This is a genomic window from Arthrobacter citreus (assembly GCF_038405225.1).
GTDB classification, from domain to species: Bacteria; Actinomycetota; Actinomycetes; order Actinomycetales; family Micrococcaceae; genus Arthrobacter_B; species Arthrobacter_B citreus_A.
The window spans coordinates 1,522,745-1,546,024 of the sequence record NZ_CP151657.1 but is presented as its reverse complement, the minus strand read 5'-3'; the positions used below and the strand labels follow the sequence as shown (position 1 = coordinate 1,546,024).

19 protein-coding genes are annotated in these 23,280 nt (G+C 64.7%); 12 read left to right on the top strand and 7 right to left on the bottom strand.

The annotated features are described in order from the left end of the window. From AAE021_RS07045 to AAE021_RS07020, 6 genes are all read left to right on the top strand, one after another. Positions 1-1,170: an ADP-ribosylglycohydrolase family protein gene (locus tag AAE021_RS07045; RefSeq protein WP_342024904.1), complete on the top strand. Its 1,170-nt coding sequence runs from the start codon at positions 1-3 to the stop codon at positions 1,168-1,170. Beyond that, entirely contained in the window at positions 1,167-2,555 is a 1,389-nt protein-coding gene (locus AAE021_RS07040) for an ADP-ribosylglycohydrolase family protein (protein WP_342024903.1), read from the top strand. The genes AAE021_RS07045 and AAE021_RS07040 overlap by 4 nt, the downstream gene beginning before the upstream one ends. Then, positions 2,552-4,549: an SUMF1/EgtB/PvdO family nonheme iron enzyme gene (locus tag AAE021_RS07035; RefSeq protein ID WP_342024902.1), complete on the top strand. Its 1,998-nt coding sequence runs from the start codon at positions 2,552-2,554 to the stop codon at positions 4,547-4,549. Before AAE021_RS07040 ends, AAE021_RS07035 begins: the two co-directional genes overlap by 4 nt. Continuing rightward, entirely contained in the window at positions 4,546-5,733 is a 1,188-nt protein-coding gene (locus AAE021_RS07030) for a CoA transferase (protein WP_342024901.1), read from the top strand. The genes AAE021_RS07035 and AAE021_RS07030 overlap by 4 nt, the downstream gene beginning before the upstream one ends. Then, complete coding sequence (locus AAE021_RS07025) at positions 5,730-6,593, top strand: HpcH/HpaI aldolase/citrate lyase family protein (RefSeq protein ID WP_342024900.1); 864 nt, start codon at positions 5,730-5,732, stop codon at positions 6,591-6,593. The genes AAE021_RS07030 and AAE021_RS07025 overlap by 4 nt, the downstream gene beginning before the upstream one ends. 431 nt (positions 6,594-7,024) lie before the next feature. Then, a complete protein-coding gene (locus tag AAE021_RS07020) occupies positions 7,025-7,723 on the top strand; it encodes a hypothetical protein (RefSeq protein ID WP_342024899.1) in 699 nt (232 codons plus the stop codon). Positions 7,724-7,882: 159 nt separating this feature from the next. Here AAE021_RS07020 and AAE021_RS07015 read toward each other — a convergent pair whose 3' ends face one another. Next, entirely contained in the window at positions 7,883-10,195 is a 2,313-nt protein-coding gene (locus AAE021_RS07015; protein WP_342024898.1) for an LLM class flavin-dependent oxidoreductase, read from the bottom strand. A gap of 64 nt (positions 10,196-10,259) precedes the next feature. Between AAE021_RS07015 and AAE021_RS07010 the strand changes: the two genes are divergently transcribed. After that, complete coding sequence (locus tag AAE021_RS07010) at positions 10,260-10,646, top strand: helix-turn-helix domain-containing protein (RefSeq protein ID WP_342024897.1); 387 nt, start codon at positions 10,260-10,262, stop codon at positions 10,644-10,646. Between the two features lie 118 nt (positions 10,647-10,764). Here AAE021_RS07010 and AAE021_RS07005 read toward each other — a convergent pair whose 3' ends face one another. The 4 genes from AAE021_RS07005 to AAE021_RS06990 all read right to left on the bottom strand — a co-directional run bounded on the left by AAE021_RS07005 (position 10,765) and on the right by AAE021_RS06990 (position 14,948). Continuing rightward, entirely contained in the window at positions 10,765-11,703 is a 939-nt protein-coding gene (locus AAE021_RS07005; protein WP_342024896.1) for a MerR family transcriptional regulator, read from the bottom strand. A 211-nt stretch (positions 11,704-11,914) separates the two neighbouring features. Further along, positions 11,915-12,175, bottom strand: a complete 261-nt coding sequence (locus AAE021_RS07000) for a GNAT family N-acetyltransferase (protein WP_342024895.1) — start codon at positions 12,173-12,175, stop codon at positions 11,915-11,917. 702 nt (positions 12,176-12,877) lie between these two features. Beyond that, complete coding sequence (locus tag AAE021_RS06995) at positions 12,878-13,633, bottom strand: glucose 1-dehydrogenase (protein ID WP_342024894.1); 756 nt, start codon at positions 13,631-13,633, stop codon at positions 12,878-12,880. A gap of 256 nt (positions 13,634-13,889) precedes the next feature. Next, the gene (locus AAE021_RS06990) at positions 13,890-14,948 is read right to left on the bottom strand and encodes an alkene reductase (protein ID WP_342024893.1); all 1,059 of its coding nucleotides are present in this window, start codon (positions 14,946-14,948) and stop codon (positions 13,890-13,892) included. A gap of 59 nt (positions 14,949-15,007) precedes the next feature. Between AAE021_RS06990 and AAE021_RS06985 the strand changes: the two genes are divergently transcribed. Continuing rightward, on the top strand, positions 15,008-15,259 hold the full coding sequence (locus AAE021_RS06985) for a hypothetical protein (RefSeq protein WP_342024892.1): 252 nt from the start codon (positions 15,008-15,010) through the stop codon (positions 15,257-15,259). Positions 15,260-15,851: 592 nt separating this feature from the next. Here the strand turns inward: AAE021_RS06985 and AAE021_RS06980 are convergent. Both AAE021_RS06980 and AAE021_RS06975 read right to left on the bottom strand, forming a co-directional pair. Next, a complete protein-coding gene (locus AAE021_RS06980) occupies positions 15,852-17,024 on the bottom strand; it encodes a hypothetical protein (protein WP_342024891.1) in 1,173 nt (390 codons plus the stop codon). 68 nt (positions 17,025-17,092) lie between these two features. Continuing rightward, the gene (locus tag AAE021_RS06975; RefSeq protein ID WP_342024890.1) at positions 17,093-17,710 is read right to left on the bottom strand and encodes a hypothetical protein; all 618 of its coding nucleotides are present in this window, start codon (positions 17,708-17,710) and stop codon (positions 17,093-17,095) included. Between the two features lie 626 nt (positions 17,711-18,336). Between AAE021_RS06975 and AAE021_RS06970 the strand changes: the two genes are divergently transcribed. The 4 genes from AAE021_RS06970 (at position 18,337) to hpaD (ending at position 23,236) form a co-directional block, all read left to right on the top strand. Further along, a complete protein-coding gene (locus tag AAE021_RS06970) occupies positions 18,337-19,821 on the top strand; it encodes a fumarylacetoacetate hydrolase family protein (protein ID WP_342024889.1) in 1,485 nt (494 codons plus the stop codon). Further along, positions 19,818-20,489: a GntR family transcriptional regulator gene (locus AAE021_RS06965; protein WP_342024888.1), complete on the top strand. Its 672-nt coding sequence runs from the start codon at positions 19,818-19,820 to the stop codon at positions 20,487-20,489. Before AAE021_RS06970 ends, AAE021_RS06965 begins: the two co-directional genes overlap by 4 nt. A 71-nt stretch (positions 20,490-20,560) precedes the next feature. After that, positions 20,561-22,078, top strand: coding sequence for a 5-carboxymethyl-2-hydroxymuconate semialdehyde dehydrogenase (gene hpaE / locus AAE021_RS06960; RefSeq protein WP_342024887.1), 1,518 nt, complete (start codon positions 20,561-20,563; stop codon positions 22,076-22,078). A gap of 42 nt (positions 22,079-22,120) precedes the next feature. Beyond that, on the top strand, positions 22,121-23,236 hold the full coding sequence (gene hpaD / locus AAE021_RS06955; RefSeq protein WP_342024886.1) for a 3,4-dihydroxyphenylacetate 2,3-dioxygenase: 1,116 nt from the start codon (positions 22,121-22,123) through the stop codon (positions 23,234-23,236). Positions 23,237-23,280: the final 44 nt, after the last annotated feature.

Genomic DNA, 23,280 nt, shown 5'->3' with positions numbered 1-23,280 from the left:
ATGAACGTGTTGCAGAACAAAGTAGCCGGAGTACTGACAGGCGCCGCAGTGGGAGACGCCTTGGGCGGTGCCACGGAGGGCTGGACCCCCGAGCAGATCGAAGAGCGCCACGGCGGCCGGGTCGAGGGCATCGTGGGACCCTTCCTCGCCGATTGGAAAACCGCGCGGCCGATTGCGCCCTACCACAAGGGTGACGGGCACGTGACCGACGATACGCTCATGACCCACGCTCTCGTGGAGGTCTACACCAAGCAGCGCCGGCATCTCGATGCCTACGACGTCGCCAGCGATCTGGTGCCGCTGATGATCGGTGAACGGCGCTGGGTCCCCGAACTCGAGGACCATGCCCTGATCCTGCAGCGCGTCTTCCTCGCCGAAAAGTGGATCGTCGCGAAACTGCACTATGGTCACGCTGACCCGCGGGAAGCCGGTGTGGGAAACATCGTCAACTGCGGAGCCTCCATGTATATGGCGCCGGTCGGACTCGTGCACATCGGTGACCCGCAGGGTGCCTATGCAGAAGCCATCGACATCGCCGGAGCTCACCAATCGTCCTACGGACGTGAGGCCGCAGGCGTATTCGCGGCTGCAGTGGCAGCATCCGCCGCTCCCGGCGCAACCGTCGACGACATGCGGCAGGCCGTGCTGGATGTCGCCCACGACGGGACCGCCGCAGCCATCCGTGCCGTTTTTGACGCCGTCGATGCGTTCCTTGCCGACGGCGGATCGGATGACCCGCGGGATATTGCCCGGGTGGTGCGCGCCGCTGTTGCACCGTTCGACACGGTGGGGGAGCAGTACCGCGCCCCGGCGATGGATGCCCGCCTGCCGTCACGCACCAAATCGATCGAAGAGCTGCCTGCGGCGCTCGGGTTCGTCGTCGCCCGCAACGGCGACCTTCGCTCCTCGGTGCTCGACGCCGTCAATTACGGGCGCGACGCCGACTCGATCGCCACGATGGCCGGCGCCATCTGCGGTGGTCTCCACGGTATTGAGGCAGTGCCCACGGACTGGGTCACTGATGTCACGGCCGCAAGCCGCCTCGATCTCGATTCCGTGGTGGATGCGATGACGGAGGTGGTGCGTGATATCGCCCGGGCGGATGCCGATCGCGCCACACAACGAGCCGCAGCCCTGGAATCGCTGCTGAGCCCGGTATACGCGAAGTGAGGCTGACATGGTCCCAGCCGGAGGACTTGGTCGCCGCTGAGCTGGCAGCTCTCCGTGAACAGGGTGTGGCTGAAAACGAACTTGCCCCGATTGAGTGCAGGTGGGCGGAAGCCGGCGGCTCGACGCAACTCGCTCCATCGGGGGCGAGCGCTGAACCCGCAAGCCGGGAGATCCGTTCCCTCGCACGCACGGTGCTCGATGAGCTGCAGACCCTGCAGATCCCAAGCGCCGAGGAACCGGACGAGTGGGAGGACATCGTCGCCCTGCTCCCGCCGGGTAGGCCGGGTACCGCGCCGGCCGCTCCGGGAATAGGGACGTCCGTGGACTTCGAACGGATGCACGGGGCATGGCTTGGCCGGGCGGCGGGATGCCTGCTCGGCAAGCCCGTGGAGAAGATTCCCCGTGCGGGCATCGAAGAGATTGCCCGGGCAACCGGCAACTGGCCGATCCGCACCTACTTCACCGCGGTGGGGCTTCCGCAGGACATAGCGGAGCGCTGGCCCTGGAACCGCCGCTCCGCGCCCACCTCGCTGGTGGAGAACATCGACGGAATGCCCGAGGATGACGACCTGAACTTCCCCATCCTCACCCTCGAGCTGATGGAGACCCACGGCCGCAGTCTCTCCACAGAGCACTTTGCCGAAGCCTGGCTGGCGGCGCTGCCGGCGGGCCGGGTCTTCACCGCTGAACGAGCGGCGTACCGGAACATTCTTGATGCCCGGACCGTCCCGGATACCGCGCGGCACCACAATCCGTTCCGGGAATGGATCGGCGCTCTCATCCGGGCCGACGTGCATGGCTGGGCTCATCCGGGGGACGTGCGCGCGGCTGCCGCGTCGGCATGGACCGACGCGCGGTTAAGCCACACCCGCAACGGGATCTACGGGGAAATGTGGGCCGCTGCCCTGTGCTCAGCATCCCTCACCGCCACCTCCGCCGATGCCGTGCTGGACGCAGCGGACACGGTCGTGCCGCCGGATTCACGCCTGGCTGCCGCCGTACGTCTCGGCCGGCAGACCGGCAAGGCCCTCGCCGAAGGCTCGCTGACCACTCCCGAGGCACTCGACGTGCTGCATGCGGAGTTCAAGGGGATGCATTGGGTTCACACCCTCAACAACGCGGCACTGACGGCGTGCGCCATCCAGGCCTACGGCGGGGACTTCGGTGCCGCCATCGCGCTCGGCGTCGCAGGCGGATGGGACACCGACTCCGTCGGCGCGACCATCGGATCCGTCATCGGCGGGCTTCTGGGTGCTGAGGGGATCGGTGCGGACTGGACTGATCCGCTCAAAGACTCCATCAAGACCTCGCTCCCGGGCGGGGCCGAGCGGTCCATCCGTGACCTCGCAGAACGTACCTTCAGATTGTCGGAGGGAACATCATGAGCGGCGGTTTCAACCCCCTGCAGCCCCGTGAACTCGATCTCCCCACCCGGGTGCCGCTCGAGCTGGATCTGATGAGCGGGGAAGCGGCGGCCGCGCTTGATGACGCCAAGATTTTCGCGGCGCCTGCCGATCCCGGGGATCTTGGCCGCTGGCGCGCCCAGCTCAGTGTGTGGCGGGAAGGTGCGCGAAAGCGCCATGGCGAGCCCACCCGGTACGACGACGACGCCTCCGCCTGGGCAAGCCGTTGCTTTACCGTGGCGCAGGTCTGGTTGTGGGACGAGCTGTTCTTCGATTTTGAGGCGCAGCGTTTCACCCCCGAGCGGTTTCTCGCTGACGCGCACGAGCGTTTCGGCGGGCTTGACGGCGTCGTCCTGTGGCACGCCTATCCGGTCATTGGTATTGACGACCGCAACCAGTGGGACTTTTACGACGTCCCGGGTTTGGCCGAAGTTGCAGCGGCGCTGCGCGCTGCCGGCGTCGCCGTGTTCCTGGACTACAACCCCTGGGATACGGGAACGCGCCGCAGCGGGGACGACACCCATGAGCTCGCGGCGGCAGTGCGCCGCCTGGGTGCGGACGGAGTCTTCCTCGACACGCTGAAAAAGGCGGATCCCGAACTGGTCACAGCGCTGGATGCGGCGCGCCCCGGCATCGGCCTCGAAGGCGAATCGAAGCTCGCCACCGAGCGGATCGCAGACCACACGTTGTCTTGGGCACAGTGGTTCGCCGACTCGGAACTGCCCGGCGTCCTCCGCGCACGGTGGTTTGAGCGCCGGCACATGCAGCACCACATCCGCCGCTGGCACCGGGACCATGCCGAAGAGCTGCGCTCGGCCTGGCTCAACGGTGTTGGAGTCATGGTGTGGGAGGTGGTTTTCGGAGCCTGGGTCGGCTGGAATGACCGGGATGCCGCGACGCTCCGCCGCATGCTTCCCGTTCAGCGCGGCTTCCACCGCTGGCTCGTGGAGGGGGAGTGGACACCGCTCTCGGTAACCGACGGCCCCGTGGTGGGGTCGGCTTTCGAACTCGACGGTGTCACCCTGCTGCTCCTGGCAAACACCTCGGATGAGGACGCCCACTACCGCCTGCCCGGCAGCGGCTGGCGGCCGCTGCACGCCGGTGACACCGCGAACTCGATCACCGTGCCCGCCGGCGGAATAGCCGCCGCGGCGCACATCGGTGCCGGTGCCCCGGTGCCCGATCAGCTCGACGTCGTACACGCTGCTCTCGCCGGGCAACCAACCCGGCATGACACGGCCTTCCGGCACCGCCCGGCACGACGCCTGAGCGCGCCGCATTGGAACGGCCCCGTTGCTCCGGCATCCAGCCGGGCTATCCCCACCGTCGCTGTTGCGGCCGGCGAATACACCCTGACCGTGCGCTACCGGATGCGCGAGACAGGCATGTATGACGGAGCGCCCTACGTGGACGAGTGGAAGCCGCTTCCTCCCCGGCTTCACGACCAGCGCACGCTGGACCGGAACGTTGTTCTCCCGCAGCCGGTTTCTGTTGCCGCCGCAGAGGTGAGCGAGGCCGAGTACGCCCGCTTCCTCGATGCGATCGGAAAGCATACGGATGCCCGCGACCCGGAGCGTCCCGCTACCAACGTGACATTCGCCCGGGCCCGCGAATACGCAGCCTGGGCCGGCGGACGTCTCCCCACCGAGGATGAATGGCAGCTGGCCGCAGCCCGTCCCGGGTTTCTGCGCCGAACACCGGAGGTGTGGAACTGGACGGAGTCCGAGCATTCGGACGGCCGTACCCGCTTTGTCATGCTCAAGGGCGGCAGTGCACACCGCAGCGAGGGCTCGGACTGGTACTTCGACGGCGGTGTGAAGTCTCCGGACTTCAGCGCCAAGCTGCTCTTGCCCGGACTCGGCCAGGACGCGTCCAGCTCAGTCGGGTTCCGTATCTGCGTCGAGCAGCACAATACCGAGCAGCACAACGACGATGCCCTCGATGACCCGGCCCCTGAAGGGGAGGGACCCGCATGAGCCCGCTCAACGGCCTGCGCGTCGTGGACGCCTCGACGCTCTTCGCGGGCCCGATGGCAGCAATGCATCTGGGGGACATGGGCGCCGACGTCGTCAAGGTTGAACATCCCAACCGGCCGGATCCTGCGCGGGGCCACGGGCCGAGCAAGGACGGACAGAACCTTTGGTGGAAGACGCTCGGCCGCAATAAGCGCACGGTGGCCATCGACCTGCATACGGCCGGCGGGCGCGATGCGTTTATCCGCCTTGCCCGGAGCGCGGATGTCGTGATCGAGAACTTCCGTCCGGGCACGCTGGAACGCTGGGGGCTGGACTACAACGCGCTGTCCGCGCAGAACCCCGGGCTTGTCCTCGCCCGCGTTACCGGGTTCGGGCAAATCGGACCGTATAAGAACCGGCCGGGGTTCGGCACGCTCGCCGAAGCGATGAGCGGCTTTGCATCGTCCACCGGCGAGCCGGACGGGCCGCCGACGCTTCCGCCGTTTGGCTTGGCGGACGGCGTCGCGTCGCTGGCAACCGCCTACGCGATCATGGTTGCCCTGCACGCCCGCGACAAGGACGGCAAAGGCCAGGAAGTTGACGTGGCCATCATCGAGCCGATCCTGGCCATGCTGGGCCCGCAGATCACGCGCTGGGATCAACTGGGCACCGTGCAGCCGCGCACCGGCAACCGCTCGGTCAATAATGCCCCCCGCAACGCGTACCGCACCGCTGACGGTTCCTGGGTGGCAGTGTCCACGAGTGCGCAGTCCATTGCTGAGCGCGTGGTTGCCCTGGTCGGGCGTCCCGAACTTGCCGAGGAGGAATGGTTCGCCAGCGGAGCAGCCCGCGCCGAGCACGCCGACCTCCTCGACGACGCCGTGGGCACATGGATCGCCCGGCACTCCCGGGAGGAGGTCGTCGCCGCCTTCGAGGCTGCGGAAGCCGCGGTGGCACCGATCTATGACCCGTCGGACATTGTTGCCGATCCTCAGTTCAATGCTTTGGGGACCATCCACCGGATAAAGGACGCAGACCTTGGTGACATGGCCATGCAGGGACCGCTGTTCCGGATGTCCAGGGATGAAGCGACGATCGCGTTCACCGGGCGGGCGCATGGCGCGGACACGGATGCCGTGCTGACCGAGCTGGGTTACTCGCCCGACGAGTTAGCGGCGCTGCATGACGATGGAAGCATCGGATGAGCCGGCCCATCGTGGTGGCGCTGTACGCTCCCGCTGACCGGCCCGAGCGCTTCGAGAAGGCGCTGCGGGCCGGGGCGGATGCGGTCATCGTGGATCTGGAAGATGCCGTCACAGCTTCGCGCAAGGCGGATGCCCGTGCCGCCCTGACAGACTTCGCGGCGTTGTGGGAGGCGTGCGGCGAGGCCGCTCCCGCCGTGCAGGTGCGGGTTAATGCGGCCGGATCCTCTGTTCATGAGGCGGACGTCGCCGCGGTTGCGGCGCTTCCCGCTGCGTTCGGGGTGCGGTTGCCCAAGACCCAGTCAGCTGCCGATGTCGCAGCTCTTCGTGCCGCGCTGCCGGGACGGCAGGTGCATGCGCTGCTGGAATCGGCACTGTCGATTGAGCGTGCCTTCGAGATCGCCTCCTCGGGAGTTTCCACGATCGCCAGCGGCGAGGCGGATCTTCGGGCTGAACTGGGAGTTCCTGCCGGGTCCGGCGGGGAAGCGGGTTTGGCTTGGTCACGCAGCCGCATCGTTAATGCGGCTGCGGCTGCCAGCCTGCCTGCTCCACTGATGGCGGTCTATGCCGACGTCGTCGATGTCGCGGGATTGGAGGCGAGCTGCCGCGCCGGCCGCGCCCTCGGCTTCTCCGGCCGCACCGCCGTGCATCCCCGTCAGCTCGATATCATCCGCCGGGTCTTTACCCCTGATGCCTCGGAGGTGGCCCGGGCACAGAGCATTGTCGACCGGGTGAGTGCCGCAGCCCTCGACGGGACCGGGGCCTTCGTGCTGGAAGACGGCACCTTCATCGATGTAGCCATGGTGCGGGCCGCCGAGCGGGTTCTCGCCCTCGCTGGCATGGAGCCGCGTCCCGGAGCTTGACGGGGACGCCGGCGTTAAAAACGTCGCTCTGTGTACGCAGGAAAACAGCACCTGAACAAATGGTGAACTCCTGAGAGCCGGTATGGACATCCGCATTTCGTCACCACACTGTGTAGGCACTACACCTGCCGAAGTCAAAGAATCAATCTCTGGGGATGAAAAGAGTGGTGATGCAATCGAACACTGTTCGTCGAGGAGCAGCTATCCGTCCTGTGCAGCAGCACTCCTGCACATGGTCCATTCGGATCATAGATCCTCAGCTCAAGGATGTGGGCGACGATATTCTCCGTCATATTGTTGCCCCTCTGACTTCCCAACTAGGGGTCGCGGAGGGAGGAAGGTTCCGGTTCTCACGGAACCTGGAATCAGGCCATCCGTCAGTGCTCCTGCACTTGTGTGCCACCGACGACGTCATTAATCACCTATGGACGTTGGCGCACGCACTGGCGGACGAAAACGTTGCCAAGCTGGGTGCCGTGAAGATTTCCCGCGCCCCGGGCATCGTTTATCCGCAACCACCGGGCGAACCCGTACCTGAGTTGGTGGAAGCCGCACTCGCACGGTTCGGTGGACCAAAGGGCCTGGAACTGGCAGCAGAGATTTCCAAAGTATCCTCGGATCTGGCCCTGTGGTCGGTCAACCGCTTTCCCAGCCTCAACACGCGCTCGATGTTGGCTGCACTGCTTCTCTTCGACAGCGGCCACGCAATGATGCGGGGACCCCGGTCCGTTGTTTGGCCAGACCGCAGAACTACAAGCTGGGACTACTACTGGAACGCTCATCTGCAGGCCTGCACAGGATCTTCCGGTCCGCGGTCCGAGCAGGCACGCAGGGCGATGATGGCCCGGATGGCACCCCGGGTGATACCCGCACATCGGGTGATGGCCGCCCTAGCCTCAGAGCCGGCAGTGGATGTCTGGCGACGGCGGTGGGCACGGGCCATTGATGACTATTTGTACCGGGCGGACAAGCAACGCATCAGTCGCAGTGCGCAGCAGCTGGCTACGGGGGCCAGCCAGCTGTCGCTCAACCGGCTGGGCTTCACCTTCAGGGAGCAGGCAGCCCTTGGCCTGTACGCGCGTGCCTGGAGTAAGGATATTGAAGCGCAGTATTCCGGTGGGGAGCGCTGATTGCAGCCGTCAAAGCAGGGTACGAAATGACGGCGTAGGTGGCACGATCCCGATCTCGTTCAGCGGGTGGTCCTCCTGCCAGCGGTAGGCCAGATCCGGGTTGGCAATGACGGGGCGGCCGACGGCGACGGCGTCGGCCAGGTCCGCCGGCCGCGGCCGTCATGCCCCCAACTGATCCGCCGTTCCGATAGGCGCCAACCGGGCTTGAGCCGGGGAAGCGTCTCCGACGTCCGGTTCCGGGGCTATGTAGAAGTTGTCGCGGAACAGACCGGTCGGGTCCCAGACCGCCTTGAGCGCCCGCAGCCGCCGCAGATGCCCGGGAGGAAAGGCGCGGGCGAGGACATCGGGGCCGGTGTCGGTTTCAAAGCTGATATACAGGCCTTCGAACAGCGGGACCAGGTTCGACCAGCGCCGCCCGACCTCCTCTGAGCGGCCGCCCAGAATGGAGATCAGGAACTCCGCCGACTGCCACCCGTATGCGGTGGAATCGGCAGGGTGGTTGGCGGCTGCGCCCCCGGACGAGCGGATGCTCAGCAGGAACGGTGACCCCGAGGCGAGCAGGTCCGCCAGGCCCCGGGCGACGTCGGTGCTCAAGTGCCGGACAAAACCGGAGTGGCTGCGCGGTTCACCCTGGCCGTGCTGTTCGCCGTCGGGCGGAACCTCCAGCAGGGCTGCGTACGGGACCATGGTGACCGACTGATTGGCCAGCGGCGCCAGAGCCGCCAACGGCTCGAGCCGCTGCACCACGGTGTCCGGATCGGAGGAGTCCACCACGATCATCGCCTGGATGACGGCCGGCGATCCGGGGCCGCCCGGGCCGATCATCAGGGATCCCGTCACGGACGGGTGCGATCCCTCGATGGTGGTGCCCCACCCCTCCAGGAAAGAGGCGGCGTCGTCCGGGGTGAACAGAAACATCGCGAAACCGACCTGTGGGGAGACCGGGTGTGCCTCGAATTCAAACGAGACGACGGCGCCAAAGTTGGCTCCGGCGCCGCGCACGGCCCAGAACAGGTCGCTGTTCCGGTCCGCGCTCGCATGCACCAGCTCGCCGTCTGCGGTGACGATGTCCACGGAGCGGAGGTGGTCGATCGCAAGCCCGTGTTCCCGGACAAACCAGCCGATTCCCGCCGTCGTCGCCAGGCCTCCGACGCCGACGCCGCCGCTGTCGCCGGCGGTGACCGCCAGCCCGTGCGGGGCCAGCGCCCGCGCGATCTCGCCCCACCGGGCGCCCGGCCCCACCTGGACGCGGTTTCCGCCGGTCACCGTAATTCCGTTCAGTTCGTCGAGTGCGATGACTATGCCGCCGTTGTTGAGGGACCGGCCGGACAGGCCGTGTCCGCCGCTGAAAAGTCCCAGCGGCACGTCGCGGTGGCGGGCAGCGAAGCGCACCGCCGCCTGCACCTCGGCGGTGGTCACGGGACGCAGGACGACGCCGGGTCGTGCCCCGCGGAAGTAACTGGAGGTATAGCGGGTGTAGTCCGGGTCGCCGGGGAGCAGGGCCCGCGGGGAGAGTGCCGCGGGGATCGGGTCCTCCCGAAAGGACCGGGCCTCCGGCACAGCCACGGGTCCGGACGCAGCTGGTCCAGCCGCCGGAGAGTAGCTATTCTGCCGGCGGGCACGCTCAACGCGGGCCCGCTCGACCCGGGCTCGGATCCCCGGCGCCGTGACCTCTGCGAACCGGCGGAGCTCCTGCGGATCGTCGGTGGCCACGATGAACACGCTCACCCAGTGCTCGGTCGCCAGTTCGGCCAGGGAGGCGGCGTCGTACTGCGGGGTCACATTCATCAGGCGCGTGATCTCCCGCGGATCGCGGCCCGCCTCGCGGGCGGCGGCGTCGATCACCTCGTTGCCGCGTTCGACGTCGCCCGGTTTCATCCAGGGCAGGCTCGGCAACCAGCCGTCGCCCTTGCGGCCAATGAGGCCCTGCATCCGGGGCTTGTACGCTCCCACCCAGATGGGGATGCTGTGCGCCGGGGCCGGGCCCCTGGCCGCGCCGGCCACATGATGGAACTTCCCGTTGACATGCAGAGGCGCCGGATCCGTGGTGTCCCAGATTCCTCGGATGATGGACAGCGCATCCTCCAGCCCGCCGACCGCTTCCCCGATCGTCAGGACCGGACCGCCCATCGAGGCGATCGCGTCAAAATATCCCCCCGTGCCGATTCCGAGTTCCACCCGGCCGCCGCTGAGCAGATCCAAGCTCGCCAGGGAGCGGGCCAGCACGGCGGGCTGGCGCAGCGGCAGGTTCAGCACATTTCCGGAGACGTGGATGCGTTCGGTCCGGGCGGCGACCACCGAAATCAGGGTCCAGGTGTCTAGGAACTGGGCCTGATAGGGGTGGTCCTGGAAGGTCACCAGGTCCAGGCCCAGCTCCTCGCTGAGCAGGGCCCGGTCCACGGGCAGCTGGGGCGTTGCCGCCGAGGGAGTGATGAAGCTGCCGAAACGCAGCGGGTGCAGGTAGTCAGGCATGCCTTCAGCATCTGCGCACGCATCATCCTTGACAACCACTAGGTAAGCCGCTTACTTTTTGTGCGTGACTACGTCTGAGACCAGACCCGCGGGGCCTCCGTTCCGCATTGACGATGAAGAGTGCCGGCGCCTCGCCGGCGTGATGGAGGTGGTGGGGAGGCGCTGGGCCAGCGGCATCCTGCTTGCTCTAGGAACGGGTGCTGAGCGGTTCACCGAGATTGAGCACCGTGTCCTGGGGCTGTCCGGGCGGATGCTGACTGTCCGGCTCCGCGACCTTGAGGACGCCGGCCTGGTGGAGCGCCTTGTCGAGCCCACCATTCCGGTCAGTATCCGGTACCGCCTCTCGGAGCGTGGCCTCGACCTGCTGCGCTCCCTGCAGCCCTTGGCGCGTTACGCCGGACGGTGGGAGAGCGACGACGACGGTAAGCCGGTTTCAGCCACGGGCTCCTGACCACCGGTGCCGGACGCCGGGCGGGTGCCGGTCCCGGGGAAAGCACTACGTGACCGTGCCATCTAATGACATAAGCCCGCTGATCCATTCCCGTGGACCGAAGTCCTCGCGTGAGTGCTTATTGTTGCAGCCAGTCCAGAACTTGTTGGGCATGGGTGTTTGGAGGAAAGATCGGATAGAACACGTGCTCGATTGCGCCGTCCTTAACGATTAGTGTCAGGCGCGTGTAGAGCCGCTCATGACCCGTTGCGGCGAAAGTCGGCAGAGCCAGCGCTTCTGCCAGCGCAAAGGTCGGATCGGACAGCATCGGGAACGGCAGCCGCAGCCGGTCGACGACCTCTCGTTGGTAGCCCGAACCCTGGCTGGACATGCCGAAAACATTCTCCACACCCGCGTCCCTCAACAGCGTGAAGTGGTCCCGGAAATCGCAGGCCTCCGTGGAGCAGCCGCGGGCACCGGGAATAGCGTCCCAGCCCTCCGGGAGGTCTGTTCCTGGAACTCCTGTCAAGGGATACAGGTAAATAACCGTTCGGCCACCTCCGAGCCCGGCGAGATTCACTTTCCGTCCATCCGTGGCCGAAAACGTCTCTGTCGGCATGGCGAGCCCCACGAGATGGTCAGCGCCTCCGTCATCCACAGGGACGGGAAGATTATCGGGCAGGACCTTGGAGTAATCGATCACGGTGGTGATCTCCGTTCTAAAAGTTCGGGACGCGCCCTGCTGCAGTCGTGCGACAAGGTGCTCGCGTCGGGAGGAAAGGGATGCAATGGTCCGATCCAACTCTGCAATGCCGTCCCGGTAGGCAGCCAGAGAAGCCGGGCATTCGTCACTGTGCTGGTGCCCTGTCTCCAGACATGCGACAAAGGGCGCCGCACGACCGGGACTGATCCCGAACCCGGACAATGCACGTATTTCACTGACCACCCGTAAATCACGATCTGAATAGTCGCGATAACCATTGGACGAACGCTCCGGCTGTACTAATCCCAATTGCTCGTAATAGCGCACGGCCTTGATCGACACCTGTGCCCGGGTGGCTAACTCCCCTATACGCATTCTTGCCTCCTAACTTCACGATAAACCTTGCCCTTAGGGGCAGAGTCAACAACCGGGTCAGGATTCCTTCTGGAAGCGTCCCGCAAGCCGGCTCCCGTGGTGCAGGTGCCGTCGGAAACCTTCCTGATTCAAAATCTTGTTGTTTTCCCGATATCGACTGCAAGGTCCGAAGCCGTCTGCACTGCAATTTCACGTCCGTTCGGACGCAACTTCAACGCACTTTGTACTTGAACCCGCGATGCGATCCAACAAACCCCAGGCGTTCGTAAAATCGGTGAGCGTCGGTCCGTGCCTCATCCGAAGTGAGCTGTACGAGGTCAGCCCCGACCATGGCTGCGGCTGCCCCGGTAACCCAACGCATCATCGCGGATCCCACCCCGAGTGATCTGCTGTCACTCCGCACTCGAACGGCCTCCACAAGAAGCCGGGTTGCACCGGGTCTCGCCATTCCAGGAATGCGGGTCAGCTGCATGGTGGCCAGGAGCTCACCGCCATCATCGACGACAAACGATGATCTAGTTGGATGGATCTTCGATAATCGCAGCTAGAGCAGAACGGTAGGCGGGGACATCGGCGTCCATTGCCTTGTCGCCTCTATTCGCGCTAATTGGGTCATCCGCGAGTAGAAGCATGAGTGTTTCGAGGTCGTTGGTTGAGGCTCTTCGCAGGACGAGATCCCGACCCTTAGCAGTCAGGGCAACTGGCAAGTTCAAGGTGCTGATCACCTTTGTAGTGTGCCACTACTAATCGAGCAACCTGTCCATTGGACGATCGCTCAGTGGGCACCACGGCCTAAATGATGGCCTCATCGGTCTGAGCATAAAGACTGGCGTCTCAGGATAGCTGCTCAATTCAACCTGCCCGTATGCCGGTATCCCGGCGGGCACCAACTCACGTTGACCACGAAGTCTGGGCACAATTACTTCCGCTGTGAGTCGCAGCGGTAAATGGCATGGTATGTGCAGCCCTTTAGGGCCGACGGTCTAGTCTCATAAGTCATTCCCCTGGTGGAAAGCCAGCATGTCTGCGGGTCAGGCACAGGGAGGGCACCGGTTTCAGCGACTTTGGCAAAGGCTGAAACCAGTGCCCTTCGGGCGGGGGTTGGGGGGGTAGGTGCCGGACTGTGCGGTCTTTTGTTGTCTTGCGTCGACCAGTGGTCCGTCACCCGTAAGACTTAGACGATGGTGTAGCCGCCATCGACAAGCACGTAGGAGCCGGTCATGAAGCTTGCCTTGTCCGAGAGGAGGAAGGCTGTGACATTCGCGATTTCCTCCGGCCGGCCGAGGCGGCCCAGAGGGTGCTTGTCCTTGAGAGCGTCGAGGACCTCTGCCGGAGCTGCTTCAAGCAACGGGGTATCAATGTAGCCGGGGCCGACCGCGTTGATGCGCAGGCCCTGTGCTCCGTATTCCGCAGCGGCGTTCTTCGTCAGGCCAACGACCGCGTGCTTCGAGGCGGTGTATGCCGATGAGCCGAGAGCAGCAACGGTGCCATGTATCGATGCCATGTTGACGATCCCGCCTTCGGCAGCACCGGACTCAAGGATGGCGGGGATCTGGTAGCGCATACCGAAGAGCACACCGTTGAGGTTTATGCCGATGACTCGTTCCCAATTCTCGAGGTCGGTTTCACCAGTCAGGGCGGGAGCCCCACCGATGCCAGCGTTGTTCACGGCGTAGTTGAGGGCACCGAACGTCTCCACGGCGAAGTCAACGGCCTTCTTGCTGTCTTCGGCCACCATCGTATTGGACTGGAGCGGAATAGCGGTTCCGCCGGCGGCGGTGATCTCGTCAGCTACGCGGGTAGCACTGTCAAGGTTGATGTCGGCGACGACCACCTTGGCACCGTTGCTGGCGAGCTCTTTGCTGATCGCTTCTCCGATGCCCGAACCGCCGCCTGTGACCAGTGCTGTCTTGCCGTCAAAACTTGTCATATCTGTCTCCTTCTCTGCGGGACGGTGTCCCGCAACTCTGATTGGGCGGTCCGTCCTTGAACCGTCTTATCGCGCTCCCCACCCTACGGCCGATGAACGCCGGGCCGCGAAGCAGGGCGAAGGCGAGGACGACGACGATGCACATCGCTACCGACACGATGAACCGGATCAGAGACCGCGGCCGATTCGTCTGTCCTGCCAGGCCGCGCCGCCAGCCGGTGGATCCTCGGACGCTCGGCGTCCGTTCCGGGATCCTTCAGCACTGCGGGAATCTACTAGTGCGTGGTGGCTGTAGCTCTTCGGTCCGTGAACACGGAGGGCTTCTCCGTTGCAGAACATCAGACCGATCGAGTTGGACACCGGAGGACCTTGACCAGCACCGTCTCGGTTTGATGACCGTCCGACGTCGTTGTGGTTGGGAAACCGGTTCCAGAACCGGGTAGTCCGTGTAGCCGGCGGCGCCGTCGGTGTAGACGGTGGCCTGGTCGATCTCGTTCAGCGGGTGGTCTTCCTGCCAGCGGCGGGCCAGGTCCGGGTTGGCGATGACGGGGCGGCCGACGACGGCGGCGTCGGCCAGGTTCTCCTTGAGCAGCATGATCGCGTCCCCGCGGGTGGTGACGGTGCCGAAGCCGGTGTTCAGCAGCACCGGGCCGCCGAAGCGGTGGCGCAGGGCCTGGACCATCTCGTCGGCCGGGTCCTTGTGCAGGATGGACAGGTAGGCCGGCTTCAGGTCGGCGATGCCGTCCACCAGGGCGGTGTAGGTGGCGGTGACGTCTTCGCGGTCGGTTTCCAGCACGCCCTGGATGTTGTGCTCAGGGGAGATGCGGATGCCGGTGTGCTCGGCGCCGATCGCTTCGGCCACGGCGCGGAAGGCCTCGATGACCAGGCGTGCCCGGTTCTCGGGGGAGCCGCCGTAGTTGTCGGTGCGGGTGTTGGAGACGGGGGAGAGGAATTCCTGCAGCAGGTACCCGTTGGCACCGTGCAGTTCGACGCCGTCGAACCCTGCCTTCATCGCGTTCTGCGCGGTGGAAACGAAGTCCTGCACGATTCCGGGGAGTTCGGCTTCGGTGAGGGCGTGCGGCACCGGGTAGGGCTGCTTGCCCTCGTAGGTGTGGGCCATGCCTTCGAGGGCGATGGCGCTGGGGGCCACCGGCTGGCGTCCGCCGTTGATGTTCTCGTGGGCCACGCGTCCGGAGTGCATCAGCTGGGCGACGATCCGGCCGCCGGCCCGCCAAGCTGCTGGAGCTGATGGCGGGTGCAGCCGTTCAGGCTCCCGCGGATGTGCCCGGAGAACCGGCTGGCCGACGTCAGTCATCGCGGGACCAGCGAAGCCAGCCCGCGCTCGCGCCGATAATCAGGCGTCGTTAGCCAGCCTTGGAAGCCCTCACTAGGCTGCACGACGCCGGGGAGTTCGGCTTCGGTGAGGGTGTGCGGCTCTGGGAAGGGCTGCTTGCCGTCGTAGGTGTGCGCCATGCCCTCGACCGCGATGGCGCTGGGGGCCTGCACCTCGCGGCCGCCGTTGATGTTCTCGTGTGCGACGCGCCCGGAGTGCATCAGCTGGGCGACGATCCGGCCGCCGGCTTCGTGCACGGTGTCGGTGACAGCCGGCGACGTGTTCCCCGGTGACCAGGCCCGGCATCAGGGCGTTGCCCTGGCCGGGGAAGGAGGGGTATATGCCGTCGGTGACGATCAGGCCCAGGGAGGCGCGCTGGCCCGGGCGTGACCGATTGGTCAGTTTCGTTGCGGAGAGCCTAGAGCGCGAAAAGTCGGCCATCCTCTGGCGTAGCCGTTGTAGGCAACTCACCTCGGACCATCGCATGGAAATGTAGCCGGGCCCTCAACTCTTTCCTTTCTTGTTTCGATAGTCGACGGAAGTCCACGAAGCAGTGCCCAGGAGCCCTTATTTGTCCTTCATCGAGAGGGCACTGGGAATCGTCGACGGCGTAGCGCCCAGACTCAACGACCTCGCCGACAGTAATGCCCCATACTCCTAGCGAGGGGGTTTTAGCGTTATTGGTATGCCAGTCACGGGAATCCTGGGGGGTGATCAGCTTCGACCGAGAGTAGGACGGCATGTCTCGGTCGGCCGTGCTCGGGCCGAACGCGCTGGTCGATATCATGTCGCCGTCCATTAGATGCTTGGTAACCTGCCTGTACATGAGTTCGTCTTCTTCGCTCATGAGCAGTTCGTTATCCCGCAGCTCTACGATTGCCATCGTCATGCTTTCTCTGCCTCGATGAAGGCGATAGCTTGCCTTAGGTCAGAGCTCTCTGAATGTTCGCTTTCTCGCCGGGCGCGCTCGAGGAAGAACATCTCGAAGCCTCCGTCAGCCGTAATCTCGAGACTGCGTACCCTTTCGGCGTTAGCCCACTCGATAAGGACGCCACCTTCGGGACTTGGAAAAACACCAGGCCGCTCTATCTCTGCATCTTCAACAGCGCGGAGGACCATTTGCGCCGCATCTAGTGCGACAAATGTTATCTGGGCGCCGTCGCCGTCATCCCAGCCCGATGGAAGGGAAGCGAATTGAGTCAGCCTCGCACCCCAGGGTCTGTCATCAAATTCCACTCGTTCGATTGAACTCGCTTCTTTGAAGCGGAACGGTTGACCGTCTTTGTATTGGAGCGTTCCCGTAATGCGAGTAAGAGGCCCCTCGGCAGTCGAGTTAACCAAACCACGAAAATCCTCAAGAAGATTTGGGTTCTGCCGGTACCAGCCGTGAACAGATGCACCGTCGGGGAGCACAAGTACGAATTTTTTGCTGTCTGCGTCCAGCACCGTTACACGGCCAACCAGACTTTCGTCGAAGGACTGCAAGCTGGAGGTGGGCGCGAGATCTTGAGTGAGTAAGAAGTTCTCCATCGGCATTAAGCGCTCGATCGCGCGATGACGCTTCTCTACCGTGATCGTGGCTGGGGTAGAGTCGCCTGAGGTTGTGTAAACTTCGATACTTTGGCCCGATGCGAGAGTGGCACCGATTTGCGACACGGCCTCATAAAGTTCGGGATCAGTCAGCGGCGAGTACTCCGAGAGCGGAGCCGTAGAGGGCGCATCCTCGGAATAGGCAGTTGCGATGATCGTGTCGACGGCGTCGACCGCGTCCTGCGCCTCGGCTCGGTATTGCTCATATATGGCTACCTGTTCGAAGCCCATGAACACATCAGCACTACCCTCATCTATGCGCTCAATTGTGAGGCTAACTGAGTCGTTCAGGTCAGGAGGTACCTCCTCCCCTGGATGATCGCGTCGCCATTCCGACCTCGTCGCAATCCGAATGACCTCCTGATATTTCTGGAGCTCGATAAGCGAATCGATTGGGAGGCGACCGCCTTCGAAACGGGCACCCGTAAGGCGAAGACGTTTGCTTCCCGGTCCCCCCTCATGGTTCATGGGCTCATCCTAACGGACCGTCGGGACAGCAGAAGTCATCGCTGAAATACGCGGGTCTACTTCCCTCCTCATTCAGGTGGGCGGATGAGTCTGCTCGCGCGACGAATGTCCACCGCGAGTGCGGCAGTGTCCTCCGGCCCGCGCCACTGTGTCGCTAATATTCCTAACGCGGAAAGTTCGTTGTTCGGTGGCGACGGAGAGATCAGGAGCACCGGAGTATTAGCCATCGTTTGTCCGAGATGCACACGGCGGTTCCTGAGCTCTTGGAGGTGGCGGCTTTCACCGTTTTTGGAAGCTTTTATCAAGACGGCCACCTGCTGTCCGTCAACGTCGGCGATCGCATCGAAGCCTTCATCCACCGCACCAGAATCGCTTCTTATTATTTTGATTTTCGGGTCTTGCCAAGAGAGTGAAATCAACTCTTTTAGTACGCTGTTTCCATAGACCAGTCCTTCTGCGATTGCGGACGCGGCAGGTGTTCCGCGGTTGGATTTCACGTAGGAGTTAAGTGCGCTCAAAGCAGGGCTCTCGCGTTCACCTTGTGAGGTAGCTGTCTCTTCCTGGCCTTGCTTCATCGCTGCGTCGCTGATGTTGGCAGTAAGGACATCGATAACACCAGCACAAGCCGCTTTTTGAACGTCAGTGCTGGCGTCCTCCGAGAGTCGTTGCAGGGTCCTGATCGTCACGCTTGGAGGTAAGGGTTGAGCATCCTTGTTCGGGGGAATCGCGCGATCTGATGTCCATTCAAACATTGCCCACCACGCATCAGCACGCGTCGCATTTCTCTGGTGGGTAAGCGTCTCTCGTGATACCGCGACCTGCTTTGAGATTCCAGTGAATGCTATTGCGGCTGCGACTAGTGCCGCGAAGGCCGCGGCCCCTGGGCTCCGTGCAAAGTCCCGAAGCCATTGGCCCCAGTTGGCCAGGTCGGCGGTCGCCAAAGTGGTTGTTAGGTAAAAGCCCCCGGTAACGGAGAGGGCGAATACTGGGATCAACCAGTAGATCGAGACCTTTGGTGACTGACGGTTTCCTGAGGGCACACACCAATACTGACGCTAGATGGTTTGAGACCCCCAAAGGCGCGCTGTATCGGTCACAAGTTCGAATAAAAACGGTTCTAGGCTTCCTGTTCGTACGAACCAGAACGACGTACCTTGGCGGCCCGAGCATCGCGTCGGGGTCAGCCCTTCCATGTTCATCTTTCGTTTTGTTCAAGCGAGTGGGCGGGAGGATGCTAGTAAGCCCCTTGACGTGACCCACACCACATGCAACCCTCGATGATATACGATTTCGTACTTGATCCAGGAGAGACATGGGCAACGACGCCACCACGGACACGCTGAAGCAGGCCGGCAAGGTCATCGCCGTCCACATCAACTACCCATCACGGGCAGCAGAACGCGGACGCATCCCGGAACAGCCCTCCTACTTCCTCAAACCCAGCTCCTCCCTGGCCCTCACCGGCGGCAGCGTGGAACGCCCGGCTGGCTGCGAACTGCTCGGCTTCGAAGGCGAAATAGCCCTCGTCATCGGCAAAACCGCCCGCCGCGTCAGCATCGAAGACGCCTGGAGCTACGTCGGGGGAGTGACCGCCAGCAATGACCTGGGCGTCTACGACCTGCGCTGGGCAGACAAAGGCTCCAACCTCCGCTCCAAGGGCGGCGACGGCTTCACGCCCGTGGGCCCGGCCATCCTCAACGCGGCCGACGTCGACCCCGCCGGACTGCGTGTCCGCACCTGGGTCAATGGCAACCTCGCGCAGGACGACACCACCGCGGACCTGCTCTTCCCCTTCGCCCAGCTCGTGGCCGACCTCTCCCAGCTGCTCACCCTGGAACCGGGCGACATAATCCTCACCGGCACCCCCGCGGGCGCCTCAGTGGCCGTTCCGGGGGACCGCCTCGAAGTCGAAGTGGACGTCCCCGACACCGAGCAGACCACCGGCCGCCTTGCCACCACTGTCACTGACGGGACCACCCCGCTGGCATCCTTCGGCGCACAGCCCAAGATTGACGACAAGCAGCGCGAAGAAGCCTGGGGCTCCGCGGAAAAGGCCGGCCTCGCCCCGCAGCAGGAAGAGCCGCAGGAACAGGCCAAGACCCTCACCCCCGAGCTGAAGGCCAAGCTCGAATCCGTCGCCACCGCCACCCTCTCCTCGCAGATGCGCGCCCGCGGCCTGAACAACGTCTCCATCGACGGCCTCACCGGCACCCGCACCGGCCGCAAGGTGGTCGGCACCGCCCGAACCCTGCGCTTTGTCCCTAACCGCGAAGACCTCTTTAAGTCTCACGGCGGTGGTTACAACGCCCAGAAACGCGCCATCGACTCCGTGGGCGAGGGCGAAATCCTGGTCATGGAAGCCCGCGGCGAAAAGGGCACCGGCACCCTGGGTGACATCCTCGCCCTCCGCGCCAAGCACAACGGCGCCGCAGGCATCATCACCGACGGCGGCGTGCGCGACTACTCCACCGTCGCCGGCATCGACCTGCCCGTCTACTGCGCCAACCCGCACCCCGCCGTCCTCGGCCGCAAGCACGTCCCCTGGGACACCGACATCACCATCGCCTGCGGCGGCGCCACCGTGCAGCCCGGCGACATCATCGTGGCCGACGACGACGGCATCCTGGTCATCCCGCCGGCCATCGCCGAGGAACTGGCGGACGCGTGCATCAAGCAGGAGCACCAGGAGGAGTTCATCGCCGAAATGGTCAAGGCCGGGCACGGCGTCGACGGGTTGTATCCGATGAACGCCGCCTGGAAGGAAAAGTACGAGGCCTGGGCAGCGGAACAGGCATGAGCAGCACCGCCACCGGTTCCAAATCGGAGCAGGCCTACACCCAGCTCAAGGACCGCATCCTCGGCGGCGAAATGAGCCCCGGCTACCGGCTGGTCCTCAGCAGCATCGCCACCGAGCTGGGCTTCAGCGTCGTCCCGGTCCGGGAAGCCATCCGCCGCCTTGAAGCCGAAGGGCTGGTGCACTTTGTCCGCAACGTCGGTGCCACGGTTGCCGGCATCGACCCGGACCTGTATCTGCACACCATGCAGACCCTCAGCATTATCGAAGGCGCCGCCACCGCTCTGGCCGCCCCGGACATCAGCGCCGAGGAACTGGCCCAGGCCCGGGAACTGAACAACCAGATGCGGGAAATGCTGAACAACTTCGACCCGGTCCGCTTCACGCAGTTGAACACCGAGTTCCACGCCCTGCTCTACGCCCGCTGCCCCAATCCGCACATCCTGGACCTGGTCCACCGCGGGTGGAACCGGCTGGGCCGGATGCGCAGCTCCGTCTTTCGGTACGTACCGGACCGCGCGCACGCTTCGGTGCAGGAACACGACGCCCTGCTGGATCTGATCAGCGACGGCGCCCCGGTGCCCGACGTCGAACATGCCGCCCGCGAGCACCGCACCAACACGCTGAACGCTTTCCTGGCCCAGAACCACCAGCCGCCGTCACCGATTTAAGAGCTCCCCGATCCAGACCCTCCCCAATTTAAAGAGCCTCCCGATCTAACGACTCGAAAGAGGAACATCCCATGAGCACGCACTTCGTCCCGGAGAACCTGCCCACGCACATCCAGCACTTCATCAACGGCAAGTTCGTGGACTCCGCCAGCGGCGCCACCTTCGACGTGCTGGATCCGGTCACCAACCAGACCTACGCCACCGCAGCAGCCGGGCAGAAGGAAGACATCGACGCCGCTGTCGCCGCCGCCCGCGAAGCCTTCGTGAACGGCCCGTGGCCGAAGATGAAGCCGCGCGAACGCGCCCGCATCCTCAACCGGATCGCCGACGCCGTCGAGGCCCAGGAAGAACGCCTGGCTGAAATGGAAACCTTCGACACCGGCCTGCCCATCACCCAGGCCAAGGGTCAGGCCCTCCGCGCCGCGGAGAACTTCCGTTTCTTCGCGGACCTGATCGTCGCCCAGTTCGACGACGCCATGAAGGTCCCCGGCTCCCAGATCAACTATGTGAACCGCAAGCCCATCGGCGTCGCCGGGCTCATCACCCCGTGGAACACCCCGTTCATGCTCGAGTCCTGGAAGCTCGCCCCGGCCCTGGCCACCGGCAACACCGTGGTGCTCAAGCCCGCCGAGTTCACCCCGCTCTCCGCCTCCCTCTGGGCGGACATCTTCACCGAAGCCGGCGTTCCGGCCGGTGTCTTCAACCTGGTCAACGGCCTGGGCGAGGAAGCCGGCGACGCCCTGGTGAAGCACCCGCAGGTCCCGCTGATCTCCTTCACCGGCGAAACCACCACCGGGCAGACCATCTTCCGCAACGCCGCGGAAAACCTGAAGGGCCTGTCCATGGAGCTCGGCGGCAAGAGCCCCTGCGTCATCTTCGCCGATGCGGACCTGGACGCCGCCATCGATTCAGCCCTGTTCGGCGTCTTCTCCCTCAACGGCGAACGCTGCACCGCCGGCTCCCGCATCCTGGTGGAGCGCGGCATCTATGACACCTTCTGCGAGCGTTTCGCCGCCCGCGCCAAGACCATCGTCGTCGGCGATCCCCACGACCCGAAAACCCAGGTGGGCGCCCTGGTGCACCCCGAACACTTCAAGAAGGTCGCCTCCTACGTGGAGATCGGTAAGACCGAAGGCCGCCTGCTCGCCGGCGGCGGCCGCCCCGACGGCCTGGAGGAGGGCAACTACATTGCCCCCACCGTCTTCGCCGATGTCGCCCCCGACGCGCGGATCTTCCAGGAGGAAATCTTCGGCCCCGTCGTTGCCATCACCCCCTTCGAGACCGAAGCCGACGCCCTGGACCTGGCCAACAACACCAAGTACGGGCTGGCCGCCTACATCTGGACGTCCGACCTGACCCGCGCGCACAACTTCGCGCAGAACACCGAGGCCGGCATGGTGTGGCTGAACAGCCACAACGTCCGCGACCTGCGCACCCCGTTCGGCGGCGTGAAGTCCTCCGGCCTGGGCCACGAGGGCGGCTACCGCTCCATCGACTTCTACACCGACCAGCAGGCCGTCCACATCACCCTGGGCAAGGTCCACACCCCCAAGTTCGGAACCGACGACGCCGCCACGGTTGACGGCTAAGCCCTCACCGACACTTTCCCGCCTTTTGCAAAGGAGCAAACCATGAGCGAGTCAGCCATCAACCCCCATCCCGTCCCGACGCCGGGCATCAACCCGCCGGACATCGTCCGCTGCGCCTACGCCGAACTGGTGGTCACGGACCTGGAACGGTCCCGGAAGTTCTACGTGGACGTCCTGGGCCTGCACGTCACCGAAGAGGATGAGAACGCCATCTACCTGCGCTCCCTGGAGGAGTTCATCCACCACAACCTGGTGCTGCGCCAGGGACCGGTGGCCGCCGTCGCCGCCCTGGCCTACCGCGTCCGCACCCCCGAGGACGTGGACATTGCCGAGGCGTATTATCAGGAACTGGGCTGCCGCACCGAACGTCGTCGGGATGGTTTCGTCAAGGGCATCGGCGATGCCGTGCGTGTGGAGGACCCGCTGGGCTTCCCCTGCGAGTTCTTCTTCGAAACCGAGCACGTGGAACGCCTGACCCAGCGCTACGACCTGTACTCCGCCGGCGAGCTGGTGCGCCTGGACCACTTCAACCAGGTCACCCCGGACGTGCCCCGCGGCCGCGCCTACCTGGAGGACCTGGGCTTCCGGGTCTCCGAGGACATCAAGGATTCCGACGGCGTCACCTACGCCGCCTGGATGCACCGCAAGCACACCGTCCACGACACCGCCCTGACCGGCGGCGACGGCCCCCGCATGCACCACATGGCCTTCGCCACGCACGAAAAGCACAACATCATCCAGATCTGCGACAAGATGGGCGCCCTGCGCATCTCCGACCGGATTGAACGCGGCCCCGGCCGGCACGGCGTCTCCAACGCCTTCTACCTCTACATCCTGGATCCGGACGACCACCGCATCGAGATCTACACGCAGGACTATTACACCGGCGACCCGGACAACCCCACCATCACCTGGGACGTGCATGACAACCAGCGCCGCGACTGGTGGGGCAACCCCGTGGTCCCGTCCTGGTACACCGAGGCCTCCCTGGTCCTGGACCTCGACGGCAACCCGCAGCCGCTGACGGCCCGCACCGAAAGCTCGGAATTGGCAGTCACCATCGGCGCGGACGGCTTCTCCTACACCCGCCCGGCCGACGACGCCGGCACCTACGAGGGTGAGGCCGCCAAAGGCTTCAAAATCGGCACCCAGCTCTAAACCGTGCCCGACGACGGTGCCAGCCAACGCGTCGTCGTCGCACC